At 63.9% G+C, this 17,151-nt stretch carries 15 protein-coding genes; 4 read left to right on the top strand and 11 right to left on the bottom strand.

What is annotated here, in order from left to right:
* The first annotated feature begins 2 nt into the window (after window positions 1–2).
* From ACIU1A_RS04700 to ACIU1A_RS04690, 3 genes are read left to right on the top strand one after another with little or no spacing between them, the layout of a single operon-like run.
* Window positions 3–332, top strand: a complete 330-nt coding sequence (locus tag ACIU1A_RS04700; RefSeq protein WP_404926733.1) for an L-rhamnose mutarotase — start codon at window positions 3–5, stop codon at window positions 330–332.
* Window positions 325–1,401: a Gfo/Idh/MocA family protein gene (locus ACIU1A_RS04695; protein WP_404926732.1), complete on the top strand. Its 1,077-nt coding sequence runs from the start codon at window positions 325–327 to the stop codon at window positions 1,399–1,401. The genes ACIU1A_RS04700 and ACIU1A_RS04695 overlap by 8 nt, the downstream gene beginning before the upstream one ends.
* An 8-nt stretch (window positions 1,402–1,409) precedes the next feature.
* The gene (locus tag ACIU1A_RS04690; RefSeq protein ID WP_140562340.1) at window positions 1,410–1,856 is read left to right on the top strand and encodes a MaoC/PaaZ C-terminal domain-containing protein; all 447 of its coding nucleotides are present in this window, start codon (window positions 1,410–1,412) and stop codon (window positions 1,854–1,856) included.
* A 7-nt stretch (window positions 1,857–1,863) separates the two neighbouring features.
* Here ACIU1A_RS04690 and ACIU1A_RS04685 read toward each other — a convergent pair whose 3' ends face one another.
* From ACIU1A_RS04685 to ACIU1A_RS04645, 9 genes are all read right to left on the bottom strand, one after another.
* The gene (locus tag ACIU1A_RS04685; RefSeq protein ID WP_404926731.1) at window positions 1,864–2,661 is read right to left on the bottom strand and encodes an ABC transporter permease subunit; all 798 of its coding nucleotides are present in this window, start codon (window positions 2,659–2,661) and stop codon (window positions 1,864–1,866) included.
* Between the two features lie 2 nt (window positions 2,662–2,663).
* Entirely contained in the window at window positions 2,664–3,458 is a 795-nt protein-coding gene (locus tag ACIU1A_RS04680; protein ID WP_404926730.1) for a 2-aminoethylphosphonate ABC transporter permease subunit, read from the bottom strand.
* The gene (locus tag ACIU1A_RS04675) at window positions 3,353–4,627 is read right to left on the bottom strand and encodes an ABC transporter ATP-binding protein (RefSeq protein ID WP_404926729.1); all 1,275 of its coding nucleotides are present in this window, start codon (window positions 4,625–4,627) and stop codon (window positions 3,353–3,355) included. Before ACIU1A_RS04675 ends, ACIU1A_RS04680 begins: the two co-directional genes overlap by 106 nt.
* Window positions 4,628–4,686: 59 nt before the next feature.
* Window positions 4,687–5,715 carry a 2-aminoethylphosphonate ABC transporter substrate-binding protein gene (locus ACIU1A_RS04670; RefSeq protein ID WP_140497593.1) on the bottom strand — a complete coding sequence of 343 codons (1,029 nt, stop codon included), beginning with the start codon at window positions 5,713–5,715 and terminating at the stop codon, window positions 4,687–4,689.
* A gap of 256 nt (window positions 5,716–5,971) precedes the next feature.
* Window positions 5,972–6,982, bottom strand: coding sequence for an NAD(P)-dependent oxidoreductase (locus ACIU1A_RS04665; RefSeq protein WP_404926728.1), 1,011 nt, complete (start codon window positions 6,980–6,982; stop codon window positions 5,972–5,974).
* Complete coding sequence (locus tag ACIU1A_RS04660) at window positions 6,979–8,343, bottom strand: aspartate aminotransferase family protein (RefSeq protein ID WP_404926727.1); 1,365 nt, start codon at window positions 8,341–8,343, stop codon at window positions 6,979–6,981. Before ACIU1A_RS04660 ends, ACIU1A_RS04665 begins: the two co-directional genes overlap by 4 nt.
* 71 nt (window positions 8,344–8,414) lie before the next feature.
* On the bottom strand, window positions 8,415–9,872 hold the full coding sequence (gene phnY, locus ACIU1A_RS04655; RefSeq protein ID WP_140564383.1) for a phosphonoacetaldehyde dehydrogenase: 1,458 nt from the start codon (window positions 9,870–9,872) through the stop codon (window positions 8,415–8,417).
* A gap of 234 nt (window positions 9,873–10,106) precedes the next feature.
* Window positions 10,107–11,363 carry a phosphonoacetate hydrolase gene (phnA, locus tag ACIU1A_RS04650; protein ID WP_404926726.1) on the bottom strand — a complete coding sequence of 419 codons (1,257 nt, stop codon included), beginning with the start codon at window positions 11,361–11,363 and terminating at the stop codon, window positions 10,107–10,109.
* Window positions 11,364–11,388: 25 nt separating this feature from the next.
* Window positions 11,389–12,588, bottom strand: a complete 1,200-nt coding sequence (locus ACIU1A_RS04645; RefSeq protein WP_404926725.1) for a 2-aminoethylphosphonate--pyruvate transaminase — start codon at window positions 12,586–12,588, stop codon at window positions 11,389–11,391.
* 293 nt (window positions 12,589–12,881) lie between these two features.
* On the opposite strand from ACIU1A_RS04645, the gene ACIU1A_RS04640 reads away from it, so the two are divergent.
* Window positions 12,882–13,751: a LysR substrate-binding domain-containing protein gene (locus tag ACIU1A_RS04640; RefSeq protein WP_404926724.1), complete on the top strand. Its 870-nt coding sequence runs from the start codon at window positions 12,882–12,884 to the stop codon at window positions 13,749–13,751.
* Here ACIU1A_RS04640 and ACIU1A_RS04635 read toward each other — a convergent pair.
* Together ACIU1A_RS04635 and ACIU1A_RS04630 are read right to left on the bottom strand one after the other, a co-directional pair.
* Window positions 13,748–16,225, bottom strand: coding sequence for an FAD-dependent oxidoreductase (locus ACIU1A_RS04635; RefSeq protein ID WP_404926723.1), 2,478 nt, complete (start codon window positions 16,223–16,225; stop codon window positions 13,748–13,750). The two genes, ACIU1A_RS04640 and ACIU1A_RS04635, sit on opposite strands and share 4 nt — an antisense overlap.
* A gap of 83 nt (window positions 16,226–16,308) precedes the next feature.
* On the bottom strand, window positions 16,309–17,097 hold the full coding sequence (locus ACIU1A_RS04630) for a DeoR/GlpR family DNA-binding transcription regulator (RefSeq protein WP_404926722.1): 789 nt from the start codon (window positions 17,095–17,097) through the stop codon (window positions 16,309–16,311).
* Window positions 17,098–17,151: the final 54 nt, after the last annotated feature.

Below are 17,151 nucleotides of genomic sequence, written 5' to 3'. Positions count from 1 at the left end.
ACATGCAGCGGATGGGAATGGTTCTGGGACTGAAGCCGGAAGAGGTCGAGGAATATGTGCGCCTCCATGCCGCCGTCTGGCCCGACGTGCTGGCCATGATCTCGGCCTGCAACATCAAGAACTATTCGATCTACCTGAAGCGGCCGGAGAACCTGCTGTTTGCCTATTTCGAATACCATGGCACCGACTATGCCGCCGACATGGCCAAGATGGCGGCAGACCCGAAGACGCAGGAATGGTGGGCCCTCTGCATGCCTTGCCAGGAGCCGCTGGCGACCCGCAAGGAGGGCGAATGGTGGGCTTCGATGGACGAGGTCTTCCATCATGGCTGAAGGCGGTTTCGACCCTGCCTCACTCATCCAGTCCTGGCCCAAGCCTACAAAGCCTCGGCCGATCGTCACCTTTGGCGCAGGTTCGATTGTCGGCGATGCCCATTTTCCCGCCTACCGGAAAGCTAAGTTTCCGATTGCCGGCCTTTATGATCCGGACCAGGCCAAGGCGCGGACCCTGGCCGAGAAATGGGGTGTCACCGCATTCCGTTCCGTGGAAGAAGCCGCCGGAATCAACGATGCGATCTTTGATCTCGCGACACCGCCCGGTCGGCATGCCGAGATCCTGAAGGCGCTTCCCGAGGGGGCGGTCGCACTGATCCAGAAGCCGATGGGCAACTATCTCGGCGAGGCAACCGAAATCCTCGAAATCTGCCGCGCCAGGAAGCTCAAGGCTGCGGTGAATTTCCAATTGCGTTTCGCGCCGATGATGCTGGCGCTCAAGGACGCCATCGCCAAGGGATGGCTCGGCGAGGTCGTCGACTTCGATGCCTGGCTGGCGCTGGCGACACCTTGGGAACTGTGGGAATTCCTGCTCAAGGCGCCGCGCGTCGAGATCGCGATGCATTCGATCCACTATCTCGACCTCGTCAGGCAATTGCTGGGCGAACCCAAAGGGGTGCACGCCAAGACGCTCGGCCACCCCAACCATACCGTGGCTCAGACGCGCACCAGCGCCATCCTCGACTATGGCGACACCGTGCGCTGCGCGCTGTCGATCAACCATGACCACAAGTTCGGGCGCCGGCACCAGGCCTGCGAATTCCGCATTTGCGGCACTGAGGGCGCGGCCTATCTCAAACTCGGCCTCAATCTTGACTATCCCCGCGGCGAACCGGATGTCCTGGAAATATACCCGAAAGGCGGGACGGATTGGATTGCCGTGCCACTCGCCGGCGAATGGTTCCCCGATGCCTTTGTCGGGCGCATGGCCAATGTCCAGCGCTTTGCTTGCGGAGAAGACGACGAGCTGGTCAGCTCGGTCGAGGACGCCTGGAGCACGATGGCGCTGGTGGAAGCCGCCTATAAATCGAGCGCGGCGCCGGCGACGCCGCTGGCCGAAAAGCCGTAAGGCAGGACATGGAACAGATAATTTATTTCGAAGACTACGAGATCGGCTCCTCGCGGCTGACCAGCGGCCGCACCATTACCGAGACCGATTTCGTCGTCCATGCCGGCCACACCGGCGATTTCTTTCCGCACCACATGGACGCCGAGTTCATGAAGACGACGCCGTTCGGCCAGCGCATCGCGCACGGCACGCTGGTGTTCTCGGTCGGCATCGGACTGACGGCAAGCGTCGTCAATCCCGTTGCCTTCTCCTATGGCTATGATCGGCTGCGTTTCATCAAGCCGGTGTTCATCGGCGACACGATCCGCACGCGCACCACCATCGCAGCCAAGCAGGACGATCCGAAGCGGCCGGCCGCGGGCCGGGTCATCGAACGCTGCGAGGTGATCAACCAGCGCGACGAAGTGGTGTTGGCCGCGGATCACATCTACATCGTCGAACGCAAACCCGGCTGAGGCAGCGCTACGATCCGGTGGCGCGCGCGGTGATGCGCTCCAGACCGAGCAGCAGCGCCAGGGTCGCCATCACCAGGATCATGGTGAGCGCTGCTCCCGCAAAGATGTCGCCTCGGTCGGTGAGGCTGAAGATCGACACCGGCAGCGTCACCCAACCCGGTGGATAGACCATCACGGTGGCGCCGAGTTCACCCATCGACAGTGCGAAGCTGAGCCCGAACGCTGCGACCAGATAGGGTGCGAGCAGAGGCAAGGTGACGTGCCAGAGGCGGTAGGCCGGCCGCGCGCCGAGGCTCGATGCCACCTGCTCGAAGTCGGGCGAGAGCCGCGCCAGTCCGGCCGACACATTGCCGAAGGTGAAGGCCGATATCAGCACGAAGTGCGCGATCATGACGATCGCGATCGTACCGTTGAGCAGCAGCGGCGGATGGCTGAAGGCGACCAGCAGGCCAAGGCCGACGGAGACCGAAGGCACGGCGCTGGGGATGAAGAACAACAGGCCGAGCAGGCGCCGCTGCGCATGCCCCTGGACCCGCAGCGACAGCGCCGCCCAGGTGCCGCTGACCAGCGCCAGCGCGCTGGCTGCAAAACCGGTGAGAAGGCTCGCCTTGACCGCATCGCCGGCCGCGCCATGCAAGACGTCGCTGTAGTGTTCCGTCGTCAGGCTGCTCGGCAGCACCCCGTTCCACTGGCCGGCAAGGCTGGACAGGAGAATGACCGCAAGCGGCGCCAGGAACAGCACACCGAAGATCAGCGCGAAGAGGAGCCACAGAACGAGGCGACCGGAGCGGGACCAGACCAGCATGGCTAGACCCCCAGCCGGCCGGCTGCGAAACGATAGAGCCCGAACAGGCCGAGCGACAGCGCGATGTTGATCAGGGCGATGATGCAGGCGACCTGATAGGCCGATTCCTGGATCGCCTTGCCATAGATCAGCAGCGGCAGCGTGATGACCCCCTTGGCGCCGATGAACAGCACGATGCCGAACTCGTTGACGGTGAGCAGCAGGCAGAGGCTCCCGCCGGCAATGAGTGCCGGAATGGCGGCCGGCAGGATGATTTGGCGCACGATGCGGAACGACCGCGCGCCGAGCACGCTTGCCGCTTCGATCTGGCCGCGGTCCACCAGCGAGAAGGCGGCAAGCAGCGGCCGTAGGATGAACGGCGTGTAGACAGTGACCTCGGCCAGCACCACGCCCCAGCTCGAATAGAGGAAATCGACGGGCGGCGACGGCAGTGAAAAGGTCTCCATCAGCCCTGCGTTGAGCATGCCTGCGGAGCCGTAGAGAAAGGTGAAGGCGAGCGTCACCAGGAAGGTCGGCAATGCGATGAAGGTGTCGATCAGCCTGGCAATGAAGCCGCTGCCGGGGAACGGAACGAAGGCCAGGATCAGTGCCAGCACGAGACCGACGATCAGGCACCCGGCAGTCGCGGTAACCGAAATCGTCACCGTGTTGATCAGCGCGTTGAGGAAGAAGCGCGAATGCAGGACGCGGATCACTTCGGCGACATTGGCAACGCCGCTGTCGTCCAGGAAGGCCTGCCGGGCGATGAGCGCCAGCGGATAGAAGAACAGCAGGGCCAGGAGTGCGGCCGGCGGCACGATCCAGAATCTGCCAGGCTCTCTCCTGACCGCTGGCGAGGCGATAGCGACAGCCTCGAGACACCGGCGTCTTCCGGAACGAGCGAGGTGTCGGTGGGCGCGAAGAACAGCGGCACCTTGGCGCCGGGTTCCGGCAGGGCCATCGGCAGTCTCGTCGCCGAGACGCGCACCGTCGTGCCGTCGACATCGAGCACGAGATGGGTGAGTTCGCCTTGCCAGTGCACCTCCAGGAGCGTGCCGACAATGCGATTGGTATGGTCGCCATCGGCCGTCAGGCTGAGGTGCTGGGGCCTGATACAAAGCAGGCTCTTGTCGCCGGCCTTCTCGTCACGGCCGGTGCCCATCAGCACCGCGTCGCCATGCCTTGCCGCGGCAAAACCCTTGGAGCCGGCAGCCTCGGCAATGGTGACCGGCAGGAGATTGGCGCGGCCGAGGAACTCGGCGGTGAAGCGGTTGGGCGGGCGGCGATAGAGCTCGGTCGTCGGTCCATGCGAACAGACCGAGCCGTCGCGCATGATGGCGATCTTGTCGGCGAGGGTGAGCGCCTCTGTCTGGTCGTGAGTGACATAGAGGATCGTCAGGCCCGGCAGGCTGCGGTGCAGCCTGGCGATCTCCTCGACCATATTGCGGCGGATCTGTGCGTCCAGCGCCGAAAGCGGCTCGTCAAGCAGCAGCACGCGGGGCCGCACGGCAAGAGCGCGCGCAATCGCGACACGCTGCTGCTGGCCGCCGGAAAGCTCGCGCGGATAACGTGCTGCATAGGCAGCCATGCCGACGGTGCCGAGCGCATCCTTGACCCGCTCGGCGATCAGCGCCTTGTCGGCGCCCTGAGCCCTGAGGCCGAAGGCGACGTTGTCCTCGACCCGCATATGCGGAAACAGCGCGTAGTTCTGGACCACCATGCCGAGCCCACGCTCATAAGGCGGCAGATCGGTCACATCCGTCGCGCCAATGCGGATTCGTCCGCTTCTCGGCCGCACGAAGCCGGCCACCGCCCGCAAGGCGGTGGTCTTGCCGGAGCCGGACGGGCCGATCATCGCCAGGATCTCGCCGGGAGCAATATCCAGGGTCAGCGGATGCAGAACGACATGCGCGCCATAGGCGACAACGACCTTGTCGAAATGGACGTTGGAGCCGGCGCCGCGAACCTTCGCGGCGTCGATGTCCATGACACTGGTCCCAGTAAAAGCGGCGGCCGACATGGCATGGTCCTCCGGATTGGCAGGGATCAACTTCCGGTCGCTTCGTTCCACCGCTTGACGTAGTCGGGCAGCTTGGCCAGAGCGTCATCCCAGTTCGGCGACCAGATGGTCAGGCCCTTCATTGCCTCTTGCGCCTTCGCGAAATTGGCGTCGTTCGGCGTCACATCCTTGCGGGCCGGCAGGCCAAGAGCCACGGAACTGACCTTCGACTGAGCTTCCTTTGAGAGCAGGAAGTCGATCAGCTTCTTGCCGTTGTCGGCATTGGGCGCGCCGGTTACCAGGCCGATCTCATAGGGCAGCGCAAAGGTGGAGCGCACGCCGTCAGGCCCCGCCGGCCAGAACACCTTGATGTTGGGATTGTCGGCCATTTGCGACATGTTCATCTGCAAATCGCCGTTGGCGACATGCAGCTCGCCCTTGTTGACCAGCGCCGTCAGCTTGCCGGTCGAAGCGGAGGGGCCGACATTGTTGTCCTGCAATTTCCTCATGAACTCGAAACCTGCATCCTCGCCGCCGAAGGCATGGATGATCTGCAGCATGACAGCGGTGCCGTCGCCGGCCTGGCCGGGCGTCGAGTATTGGATCTTGCCCTTGAATTTCGGGTCCAGCAGATCGTCGTAGCTCTTCGGCGCTTCCGAAAGCACGGCGCTGTTGTAGATGAAGTTCATGTAGTTGTTGACCAGCGGCCGGTATTTGTCGGTGCCGCCGTCGATCTGGTCCGCCCCTTCGGGCTTGTAATCCTGCAGCAGGCCGCCGGCGGCGGCGCGCTGCACGAAGGGCGGCAATGTCACCAGCACGTCCGCTTGCGGGTTCGACTTCTCCTTGGCGACACGCTCAACGACACCGCCCGAACCAGCCTCGATATACTGCACTTTTATGCCGGTGGCCTTGGTGAAGGCGGCGAACTCGGTTTCGAACCAGCTGCCGTTGCCGTCATGCAGGCCATCGGCGGAGTAGATGGTGACGACGCCATCTGCCATCGCCGGTCCGATGAGGGCAGCCGACGCCAGCAACGCGGCGAAAGCCGCGACCGTGGTTGCGTTGCGTGATTTCATGTCCAGTTCCCCTTTTTGATTGATGGCACATTCTGCGATGCACTGTGGCGACGGCGCCGGCTGCTTCTGCTTCGATTAGTACCGGCAGCGTCGTCGTTATGGACAACTCTGGGGATTGGGAATCGATAAGTAAAATCTATTTATTTTATGACAGGCAAACTTCATCTGATAGTTGTCATGGAACCGTCGCAGTCATGTCGCGAACATATTTCGGCCTGCTCAGGGCAGGCCGTCGAAGCGTTTGAGCAGGTGATGATCAGACGAATGAAACGCCAGAAGTCTGCGCCCGCAACCGCGGGTCGGACGAGCGCACGATCACCGGCCGGCCGTCGAGAATCTCAAAGCAGCGCGCGAGCGTGTCGTCCTCGAGCCGGCGCATCGCCTGATGCGTAAAGAAGGTGAGGTGCGGGAACAGGATGACGTCGTCGCGGCCGAAAAGCGCGCCCATCGGATGGCCCGACTTGGCCAGCGGCTCGACCGAATAGACGTCGAGCCCGGCGCCGCCGATGCGCTCGGAAACGATCGCCTCGACAAGGGCCGCCTCGTCGATGAGCGCGCCGCGCGAGACGTTGACGATGATGGCGGAAGGCTTGAGGCAGGCGAGTTCAGCCTTGCCGATCAGGCCGCGCGTGCTGTCGTTCAGCACGCAATGGATTGAGACGAAGTCGCAGGCGCGAAGCATTGCCTGGAGGTCGTCGGCTTTTTCGATGCCGGCCGCGCGCATCGTTTCGGCGTCGACACCGGGATCGAAGCCAAGAAGCCGCGCATGAAATCCCTGGCCGGCCATGCGCGCCATGCTGCGGCCAATTTTGCCACAACCGACGATCCCAAGCGTGGCGCCTGAAATGTCGCGTCCCAGCCAGCGCGGCTCGGGCCAGATCCAGCCATCGCGCGATACCGCCGCGGTGATGGCGGGCAGCCGCTTGGCCAGCGCGACCATCATGGCGAAAGCACCTTCGGCGACGGTTTCCTCGGCATATTCGGGCACGTTGACGACGGGGATACCGCGCCGCATGGCAGCGGGGATATCGATGGCGTCGATACCGACGCCATATTTGATGATGCCCTTCAACCTCGGCGCCGCGTCGATCACCTCCGCAGTGACTGGCGTGTAGCACATCAAGAGCAGATCGGCGTCGGCGACCGCGGCTTTGAGCTCCGCCTCGGAAATGCCGTCCGGCAGCGTCACCAGCTCGACACCCCTTGCCCGCAAGCCGGCATCGATGCCTGGGCATTCGAGCTCGCGGTCGGTACGGACGGCCTTCACGGTAAGGCCGTCAGCACGGCGCGTTCGACGATATCGAGCGCACGGTCGAGATCGGCTTTCGAAATCACCAGCGGCGGCGACAGCGTCAGCACGTTGCCGTGGCTGACCTTGAAGCTCAGCCCCCGTTCCAGGCAGGCATAGAAGACGCGTTCGGCAAGATCGCGCGCGGGCTGGCGCGAGGTACGGTCCTCGACGAGTTCGACGCCGACCATCAATCCCCTGCCCCTGACATCTCCGATATGAGGCGAGCGCCCCATCAGATCCTGCATGCGTCCCAGCATATGCCGGCCAAGCTCGGCCGCACGCTCGACCAGTCCTTCCTCCAGGATGATATCGATCGTCGTCAGCGCCGCGCGCGTCGTCACCGGATTCTTCTCGTGGGTGTAGTGACCGATGGCAAAACCGCCGGTGACGTCGAGATCGCGGCGGGCGATGACAGCGGCGATCGGCAGGATGCCGCCGCCGAGCGACTTGCCGAGAACGACGATGTCCGGCGTCACGCCGTCATGCTCATGGGCGAAGAATTTTCCGGTCTTGCCAAGACCGGTCGGGATCTCGTCGAAGATCAGCAGCGTGCCGTGCCGGTCGCAGGCCTCGCGCACCCGATTCCAGAAACCGGGCGGCGGCGGGTTGGGCGTCGCCCGCATCGGCTCGGCGACGACCGCGGCCACATCCTGTTCGCGACCGAGCACATAGGCGATCATGTTGGCGCAGGCGAGCCCGGAGGCTTCCAGGGTGCCGTGGCCGTAAGGACAGCGGTAGCCGTCCCAAGGCGCGACATGTTCGGTGCCGGTCATCATCGGGCCAGCGATATGGGAACGGAAGGTCGCTTCGCCGCCGACGCTTGCGGCACCGAAGCCGGCGCCATGAAAGGCATCCCAGAACGAAACCGTCTTGAAGCGACCGGTCGCGGCGCGCGCGATCTTCAGCGCCACCTCGATGGCGTCGGAACCGCCTGTCGTGAACAGCACCTTGCCGAGATCGCGGGGCGCCAGCTCGGCCAATTTCTCGGCCAGTTCGACAGCGGGTTCGCAGGTGAAGCGGCGCGGCGCAAAACAGAGATCGTCGAGCTGTTTCTTGATCGCGGCGACCAGCTTCGGATGGCCATAGCCGAGATGGTGCACGCTGTTGCCGTGGAAATCCATAAAACGGCGGCCGGCGGTGTCCTCGATCCAGATGCCTTCGGCCTTGGCAATCGTCGAAAGACAGGGGCTGGACAGGCTCTGGTGCATGAAGGCCGAAGCGTCGCGGTCAAGCAGCCCGCGGATGCGCGGATCATCCTGGCCGGAATCCCAGCGGCTGCGGGCCGCCGTGGTGTTGGAATCACCCTCGGTATGGACAAGCTCTTTGATCGCGACCATAACCCTCTCCGAAACGCGAATGAGGGAGCGTGGAACGCTCCCTCTGTTGTTCTGTCAGCCGAGTGGTCCGGTCAGGACCAGGGCAGCGAAAACGTCTTCACATTGGTGTAGCTCTTCATCGCCTCGATGACGCCTTCCTTGTAGCCATTGCCACTGTCCTTGATCCCGCCGAAGGGCGACATCTCGATGCGGTAGCCCGGCACTTCCCAGATGTTGACGGTGCCGACCTGAAGGCCGGCAATGTATTTCTGTATGCGGGGGAACGAGTTGGTGCAGACGCCCGAGGACAAGCCGAAGGCGGTCGAGTTGGACAGCCTGATCAGCGCCTCGTCATCGTCCGGTGCGCGCACGATCGGGATGATCGGCCCAAACGTCTCTTCCATCACCAGTTCGGATGTGTGCGGCACGCGATCGACGACGATCGGCGGCAGCAGCGCGCCTTGCCGGCCCGGATTGTAGAGGATTTCGGCGCCCTGCCCGGCGGCCATGTGGACACGAGCTTCGAAGAGTGCCGCCGCCTTCTCGTGCACGACGGTGCCGAGATCGGTCGTGCGGTCCATCGGGTCGCCGAAGCGGATCTTTCGGGCCCGCTCCAGCACCAGCGGCACGAAGCGGTCGGCGATGCTTTCCTGGACGAGGATGCGCTTGACCGCCGTGCAGCGCTGGCCGGAGTTCTTCGTGGCGCCGGCGACGGCGAGATCGGCGGCCCTGGCCAGATCGTCGTCCGAGAGATCGTTGAGGATGATCAGCGGATCGTTGCCGCCGAGCTCCAGCACCTGGCGCTTGTAGCCGGCTGTGCGGGCGATCATCTTGCCGACCGGCACGCCGCCGGTAAAGGTGATCAGGTCGATGTTGTCGTTGGTGATCATCTCGTTGCCGATGTCGGCCGGCCAGCCGGTCACCACCGAGAGCATTTCCGGCGGCAGGCCGGCTTCGTAGAGGATGTCGGCCAAAAGCAGCGCCGTCATCGGCGTCAGTTCGGTCGGTTTGACCACCACGCAATTGTTGGTGGCGATCGCCGGCGCCACCTTGTGCGAGACCATGTTGAGCGGATGGTTGAACGGGGTGATCGCCGAGATCGCCTTCAGCGGCTCGCGCGTGGTGAAGATCTTGCGCGCTTTGCCGTGCGGGGTGAGATCGCAGGAGAAGATCTGGCCGTCATCCTGGATGCACATCTGCGCCGACAATGTGAACACGTCATAGGCGCGGCCGACCTCATAGAGCGAATCCGTCTTGGAGATGCCGAGCTCGAGCGTGATGAGATCAGAGATTTCTTCCCGGCGCGACGCGAGTTTTTCCGCCGTGCGGAACAGGATCTGCTGGCGCTCGTAGCGCGTCAGCTTCGACCTGTAGCCGGCGGCGATCTCGAAGGCCTGGCGGGCATGCTCGGCGCGGCCGGCAGGCACGGTGCCGATAACGGTGTCGTTCCAGGGATAGCGCACCTCGACAACGTCGTCGGCATCAACCTTCTTGCCGGCGATGCGCATCGGCTCGTGGCGAACTTTGATGGCAGGGTCGAGTTGGGTCATGTGCTCTGCTCCAGCAGATTCTTGGGTACGTCGCGGCGAGGGTCGACCCCCACTCCGGCCCTTCGGGCCACCTCTCCCCCGATCGACGGGGGAGAGGAAATCAGGTGAGGTCAGCGCCCCAGGCTTGGCGCCTTTCCTCTCCCCCGTCGATCGGGGAGAGGTGCCGAGCGGAGCGAGGCGGAGTGGGGTCGACCAGCGCCATCTTGGAGGCGACACCGGCACCCGACCCATCCGTCACGCGAGCGCGGCCGCCATCGTCGCGTAGTAGAACGCGTCGAAGTTCCTCAGCACGGGCTCATCAGGCAAATCGGCCAGCACGCGGTTGACGATGAACGGAACCTCCTGCTCGGTCAGCCCGCCATGCGAGCGCAGCGGCTCGTTGAGGGCTGCCAGGTCGTGACGGTGTTCCGAGGTGCCGATGGTCTTGTTCTGCGTCGAGATCAGCACGATGTCGCCGATGCGGTCGGCCGGCAGTTCGAAACGCTCGCAGGCGGTCGGGCTGTCGACAACCAACATGATGCCGTCGATCTTCGCCAGCCGCGCCATGATGTCGGCCTGATCGGCGCCGTCAGGAAGGTAGGCGGTGGCGAACGAGCCTAGCGCGCCGTGATGCACGACATAGGGATCTGTGATCGGCAGGATGACGCGCGCGGCATCCTTGCCCAGCCATTCGTCGAGCAGGTCCTGGACATAGACGACGTCAGGCGAACCATCCTGCTTGTGCTTGGGCTTCATGCCGTGGTCGGCGGTCACCACGATTGCCGCGCCCAGCGCATCAAGCTCGGCCAGGTACTTGTCGAACATCTCGTAGAAGGCGTTGGCCTGCGGCACGCCGGGCGCGTATTTGTGCTGCACATAGTCGGTGGTGGTCAGGTACATGATGTCGGGGCGGAATGCCTTCAGCAGTTGGACGCCGGCGGCGAAGACGAATTCCGACAGCTCGGCCGAATAGACTTCCGGCACCGGCAGCCCAAAGTGCTTCGAGGCATTGTCGATGCCGTGCTCGGCCTTGGTAGTGGTGTCGGATTTTTCCGCCGAGAAGCACAGCGCGCGGCCGTCGTCGAAGGCGAGGCCCTTGCCGAGCAGTGCACGCAATTTGTCCTTGGCGGTGACCACGGCGACCTTGGCGCCGGCGTCGTAGAAGGCTTGAAAAATGGTGGGCGCGCGCAGGAAGCGCGGGTCGTTCATCATCACTTCCTTGCCGGTTTCGCGCTCGTAGAGGTAGTTGCCGCAAATGCCGTGCACCGACGGCGGGCGGCCTGTGGCGATCGACAGATTGTTGGGGTTGGTGAAGCTCGGAATGACAGAATGCGCAAAACGCACCGTGCCTTTCTGCTTGATCTTCTCCAGCGCCGGCGTCAGCCCGGCCTTGATGGCTTCGTCGAGATAGGCCGGCTCGCAGCCGTCGAGGCAGATGGCGATGGCCGGCACACGTGGCCAGGCGTAGGTGCGGCCGTTGACCGCGACGTTGATGGGAGACATCTGGTTCATCGAAATCCTCAAAAATTCTGCCGCTTCAGGCGGCGAGTTTGGCGCGCTCGGCGATTGCCGCGGCGGGAGGAGCGGCGGTGTCGACGTCCATCTCCTTCAGCGACTGCGCCGCCGCCTCTACGACGCGGCGCATGACATGTTCGTCCATCTGGCCGATGCAGCCGATACGGAAGCTATCGACGACGGTCAGCTTGCCCGGATAGATGATGAAGCCCTTGTCCTTCATCAGCTCGTAGAAGCGGTCGAAGGCGAAGTTGGCGTGGGCCGGGTTGAAGAAGGTGACGATGATCGGCGACAGCCAGCGATCCCTGAGCAAAGTCTCGAAGCCGAGCTCGCGCATGCCGGCCACCATCACGTCGCGGTTCCTGGTGTAGCGGGCGCCGCGGCCGGCAACGCCGCCCTCGGCCTCGTGCTGGCGAAGCGCTTCGAGGAAGGCGGCGACGACATGGGTCGGCGGAGTGTAGCGCCACTGCCCGGTCTTGTTCATATGCGCCCACTGCGCATGGACGTCGAGCGACAGCGAATGGCTGCGGCCCTTGGCGGCTTCCAATTCGCTCTTGCGGGCGATGATGAAGCCGAAGCCCGGCGCGCCCTCGATGCACTTGTTGGCGGACGAGACCATCGCCTCGTAGCGGATCTCGTTCACGTCGAGCGCGATGGCGCCGAAGGCGCTCATGGAATCGACCAGCAGCTTGCGGCCCTTGGCATGGACGGCCTCGGCAATCTCGGCGACGGGGTTGAGGATGCCGGAACTGGTCTCGCAATGGATGGCGATCACATGCGTGATGGCAGGATCGGCCTCGAGGGCGGCGGCCACCTCGTCGCCGCGCGGCGGCAGGTAGTCGCCCTTGTCGACCAGCGTATAGGCGCGGCCGAGATACTGCATGGTCTGGGCCGCGCGCAGGCCGTAGGCGCCATTGGCCAGGACCAGAACCTTGCCGTCCTTCGGCACGAACGAACCCAGCATCGCCTCGACGCAGAAGGAGCCGCTGCCTTGCATCGGCACACAGTCGAATTCGCCTTTCGCATCGCCGGTCAGCGCCAGCAGGCGGCGGCGCATGTCTGACGTCATGGCGCGGAAATCGCCGTCCCAGGATCCCCAGTCGCGCAGCATCGCCTGCTTGACCGGATAGGAGGTGGTGAGCGGCCCGGGCGTCAGCAGGTATGGCTCGCCCAGCGCCGGACCGGCCAACGGCTCCGCGGCAAATTTCGTCTCGGCGAGCATAGTGTCCTCCGCTGCTTTTTATGTGGGGCCATTCTTGGCTGGAACGACGTATTTGTAAAATCGTTATTTTGTATTGATGTATAAGCTCACCCGATGATCTGGCTTGCAGTCGAATTATTGCCCGGCGGGATAATCGCGCCTCCAGCCGAGCGCAGCCTGCGTGGTATCCATGACGCGTGCGTGACCGTGGGCGATCATCCCCAGATATAAGAAGAATCGTTCCTTCATGCCTTTTTGCCTGCGAGGCTTATGATAGGTTGGCGGCCGGAACTCGGATCTAGAAAGGTGAGAACATGCGCTACGTTCAATTGCGAGCCTTTCACCAGGTGGCGATATCAGGCGGGTTTTCACGTGCCGCGGAAGCGCTGTTCCTGACGCAGCCGGCAATTTCGGACCAGGTGCGCAAGCTCGAGGAAGAATATGACGTGCTGCTGTTCAACCGGAACAAGAAGCAGGTCACGCTGACCCATTCGGGCCAGAAGCTGCTCGAAATTACCCGCCGCATGTTCGACACCGAGCAGCAGGCGCTCGAGCTACTGACGGAATCGCGCGCCCTGCGCTCCGGCACGCTGCGCATCGTCGCCGACGCCGCGCATCATCTGCTTCACATCCTCGGCAGTTTTCGCGCGCGCTATCCCGGCGTCCAGGTTTCGCTGCGCGCCGGCAACACCGAGACGGTAATCAGCAGCCTCTACAGCTATGATGCCGACATCGGCGTGCTGGGCGAGGTGCCGACCGGACGCGACTTCGAGGTGCTGAAACTCAATTCGACGCCGATCATCGCTTTTGCGTCCGTCGATCATCCGCTGTCGGGCAAGAAATCATTGAGCCTCAAGCAACTCGCGCAGGAATCGCTGGTCATGCGGGAGCGCGGCTCCAAGACGCGCCAGAAGCTCGAGGATCTGGCCGCGGCATCGAAGGTCGAACTCAGGCCGGTGATCGAGGCCGAAGGCCGTGAAGCCGTCCGCGAGATCGTCGCCTCGGGTGCCGGCATCGGCTTTGTCTCGGCGGCCGAATTCGGCCAGGATTCGCGGCTGGTTGCGATCGCGCTCGACGCGCCTGAGACGTTGATGGACGAAGCGCTGATCTGCCTGCGCGAACGCAGCGGCGGCAAGCTGGTGCGCGCCTTCCTCGACATGGCGCGTTCGATGTCGGCGGATTAGGCGGCGGCCCTGATCTCCTCCACATCCGCTTTCACCCGTTCCGACTTCGGATCGTAAGGGGTGCGCAAATGTGCCGTGGCCGCGTGGCGAACGCCGGCAAGATCGATCTCGAAACGGCCGCTAGCCAGAAACGCAGCGTCGACGCCCGTCTCGTTCTCGATCAGCCCGAGCGCCACCGAGCGGCCAAGCGTGTGACCGTAGGCGGCCGAGCGGACCTCGCCGACGGGCTTGCCGTCGCGCAGGATCAGCTCGCCGCCCCACAGCATCGGCTCGGCATGGTCGAGCGTGAACAGTACGATGCGTTTTGCTGGCGCCGTCGACGGCTTGGCCTCGACCAGCGCGTCACGGCCGATGAAGCCACCCGGTTTGTCCATGGCGACGGCGAAGCCAAGCCCCGCCTGCCAGGGGGTAATGTCAGGCGTCAACTCACGGCCCCAGGCGCGAAAACCCTTTTCGATGCGCAAGGCATCAAGCGCGTAGTAGCCGGCGTCCAGGAGGCCGAATTCGCCGCCAGCCTCGTGCAGCGCCTCGTAGACGCCGACGGCGAATTCCGTCGGCACGATCAGCTCCCAGCCGAGCTCGCCGACATAGGTCATGCGGTTGGCGTAGGCGGTAGCGTAGCCGATATCGATCTCGCGGATGGTGGCGAAGGGGAAGCCGGCGTTGGAAAGATCGGCCGACGACAATTTGCCCAGGAGATCGCGCGAGCGCGGCCCCATCAGCGCCAGCACCGCGTAGGACGAGGTGACGTCGGTCACGATGGCATGTGCGTCCGGTGGGATGTTCCTGGCGATCCAGTCGGCGTCGTGGACCGCTTGCGCCGAACCGGTGACGATGAGGAATTTTTGCGCACCAAGTCGCATTACGGTGAGATCGCTTTCGTACCCGCCGCGCGCGTTGAGCACGCCCGTGTAAACGGATGTACCGACCGGTACATCGACATTGCCGGCGCAGATGCGGTTGAGCAGGGCACAGGCGTCGCGGCCCTGCACGAGAAGCTTGGCGAAAGAGGTCTGGTCGAATACGGCAACAGCCTCGCGCGTCGCCTTCATTTCGCGCTTGACTGCCTCATGCCAGTTCTGGCGGCCGAAGGCATAATCGTTCCCGGCCCTCTCTCCCGGGGCCGCGAACCAGTTGGCGCGCTCCCAGCCCATCTTGGAACCGAAGCAGGCGCCCCTGGCGGCCAGCCGGTCGTAGAGCGGCGAGCGGCGGAAGGGTCGGGCGGTGTCCAGCTCGCGGTTCGGCCACGGCATGGCGTAATGCAAACCGAGCGTCTCCTTGACGCGATCATGCAGCCAGCGCGGATTGTTGTTGAAGGCGGCGAAGCGCCTGATATCGACAGGCCACAAATCCATGGTCGGCGCGCCGTTGACGATCCACTCGGCCAGCGCCTTGCCGGCACCGCCGGCGCTGGCGATGCCCATCGAGTTAAAGCCGGCGCCAACATAGAAATTCTTCAGCTCCGGCGCCTCGCCGAGGAGAAAATTGTTGTCGGGCGTAAAGCTTTCGGGACCGTTGTAGAACTTCTTGACCTCGGCTTGCGCCAGTTGCGGCACGCGCACCAGCGCGTTTTCCATCAGAATCTCGAACTGATCCCAATCGTCCGGCAGCAGCGCGAACTCGAAATTCTCGGGGATGCCGTTCATGCCCCACGGCTTGGCATGCGGTTCGAAGCCGCCCATGACCAGCCCGCCGACCTCTTCCTTGAAATAGATGAAGCCGTCCGGATCGCGCATGACGGGCAGGCCCGGATGCACACCCTCGATCCGGCCCGTGACGATGTACATATGCTCGGCCGAATGCAGCGGCACCGAGACGCCGCACATCAGCCCGACCTTACGCGCCCACTGGCCGGCGCAGTTGACGACGATCTCGGCGACGATGTCGCCACGGTCGGTCTCGACACCGCAGGCGACGCCGTTTCTCACCGTGATGCCGGTGACCTTGACGCGCTCGAATATCCTCGCGCCGCGATTGCGCGCGCCCTTGGCGAGCGATTGCGTGAGATCGGTCGGATTGGCCTTGCCGTCGCCAGGCAGCCAGACCGCGCCGACCAGATCGTCCGTCGCCATGACCGGCCACAGATCGCCGGCTTCGCTCGGCGAGATGACGTCGATCTCAACGCCTTGGGCGCGCGCCGACGCAGCCGTACGCTTCAGCACCGTCATGCGGTCGGCGGTGCGCGCCACCGACAGCGAGCCGCAATTCTTCCAGCCGGTCGCGAGACCGGTCTCGGCCTCCAGTTCGCCATAGAGCTGAGTGGAGTACCTGATCAGGCTGGTCATGTTGGAATGGCTGCGCAATTGCCCGACCAGACCCGCCGCATGCCAGGTGGTGCCGCCGCTGAGCTGACCCTGCTCGAGAAGGACGACGTCGGCCCAGCCGAGCTTCGTCAGGTGATAGGCGACGGAGCAGCCGATGATGCCGCCGCCGACGATCACGACGCGTGCCTGCGTTGGAAATTCATGTGCCATGAGGGTTCCGCCATCTTGAGGGATGGTCGGCAAGCTAACACAGGAAAGTCAAATATCAAGTCAAAAAGCCACAAAATATCACATCAAGATGCGATGATCAGTTCCGGCCCTTTTTGTAAAAGCGCGTCGGCAAGCGCAGGTTGCGGCCGGGCGTCGACGATAACGCCGGCGGTGCGGTCGAAGTTCGGAATCCTCAGCGGCGTCAGCTTGCCGAACTTGCTGCTGTCGAGGACGAAATAGGTCTTGCCGGCGAGCGCGATCATGCGGCCGCGCTGCTCGGCGCCGGCCCTGGTGAAATCGGTCACTTCGCCATCCGGCGATAGCGCGCCGCCGCCGAGAAAGGCGATGTCGACGCGAAAGCGCGCCATTGCATCCAGCGCATTGATGCCGGAAGCGGCCTCCTCGCCCGGGTCGACTTCACCGCCCAGTATGTGCACACGCATGCCGGGCACATGGCACAGATGCAGTGCAATCTTCAGGCTGGCCGTGCATATGGTGAGATCGCGCAGATCATTCATGGCCTGCGCGACGGCCAAGGTGGTGGTGCCGGAATCGAGGAAGACCACCATACCGCTGCTAACGAGGCCGGCCGCCGCCCTGCCGATGGCCGCCTTGCCAGGCGCATTCTCCCGGCTGCGCAGGCCCATTGCCGGCTCGCTCGGCTCGAAGCGAGCGGCGCCGCCGTGCACGATGCCGAGCCGTCCCTGGTCAGAAAGCAGCTTCAGGTCGCGGCGGATGGTCTCGCGCGAGACGTCGAAGAAACCGGCCAGTTCGGCGACGCTGACGGAGCCCTGGACGCTCAGGCGCCTCAGGATCTCGTCATGGCGGCGAGGAGCAAGGGCACGTGCCGGCAGACGGCTGTCGGGGGACATGAAGAACCTCATATCGAACGAATGATGTTGCAATATGTGGCAGTGAACCGGCCG

The organism is Mesorhizobium maamorense, from assembly GCF_044998965.1.
GTDB lineage: Bacteria > Pseudomonadota > Alphaproteobacteria > Rhizobiales > Rhizobiaceae > Mesorhizobium.
Note: the sequence above shows the minus strand (reverse complement) of the source record. Positions and strands in the feature narration are given on the sequence as shown.

What these genes read in the sequence shown, in the direction of transcription:
- ACIU1A_RS04685 (WP_404926731.1), bottom strand. Translation starts at nt 2,661, where the DNA reads ATGCTGGTCTGGTCCCGCTCCGGTCGCCTCGTTCTGTGGCTCCTCTTC.
- ACIU1A_RS04695 (WP_404926732.1), top strand. Translation starts at nt 325, where the DNA reads ATGGCTGAAGGCGGTTTCGACCCTGCCTCACTCATCCAGTCCTGGCCC.
- ACIU1A_RS04675 (WP_404926729.1), bottom strand. Translation starts at nt 4,627, where the DNA reads ATGGACATCGACGCCGCGAAGGTTCGCGGCGCCGGCTCCAACGTCCAT.
- ACIU1A_RS04660 (WP_404926727.1), bottom strand. Translation starts at nt 8,343, where the DNA reads ATGGTCGCGATCAAAGAGCTTGTCCATACCGAGGGTGATTCCAACACC.
- ACIU1A_RS04670 (WP_140497593.1), bottom strand. Translation starts at nt 5,715, where the DNA reads ATGAAATCACGCAACGCAACCACGGTCGCGGCTTTCGCCGCGTTGCTG.
- ACIU1A_RS04690 (WP_140562340.1), top strand. Translation starts at nt 1,410, where the DNA reads ATGGAACAGATAATTTATTTCGAAGACTACGAGATCGGCTCCTCGCGG.
- ACIU1A_RS04635 (WP_404926723.1), bottom strand. Translation starts at nt 16,225, where the DNA reads ATGGCACATGAATTTCCAACGCAGGCACGCGTCGTGATCGTCGGCGGC.
- phnA (WP_404926726.1), bottom strand. Translation starts at nt 11,363, where the DNA reads ATGAACCAGATGTCTCCCATCAACGTCGCGGTCAACGGCCGCACCTAC.
- ACIU1A_RS04645 (WP_404926725.1), bottom strand. Translation starts at nt 12,588, where the DNA reads ATGCTCGCCGAGACGAAATTTGCCGCGGAGCCGTTGGCCGGTCCGGCG.
- ACIU1A_RS04700 (WP_404926733.1), top strand. Translation starts at nt 3, where the DNA reads ATGCAGCGGATGGGAATGGTTCTGGGACTGAAGCCGGAAGAGGTCGAG.
- ACIU1A_RS04640 (WP_404926724.1), top strand. Translation starts at nt 12,882, where the DNA reads ATGCGCTACGTTCAATTGCGAGCCTTTCACCAGGTGGCGATATCAGGC.
- phnY (WP_140564383.1), bottom strand. Translation starts at nt 9,872, where the DNA reads ATGACCCAACTCGACCCTGCCATCAAAGTTCGCCACGAGCCGATGCGC.
- ACIU1A_RS04630 (WP_404926722.1), bottom strand. Translation starts at nt 17,097, where the DNA reads ATGTCCCCCGACAGCCGTCTGCCGGCACGTGCCCTTGCTCCTCGCCGC.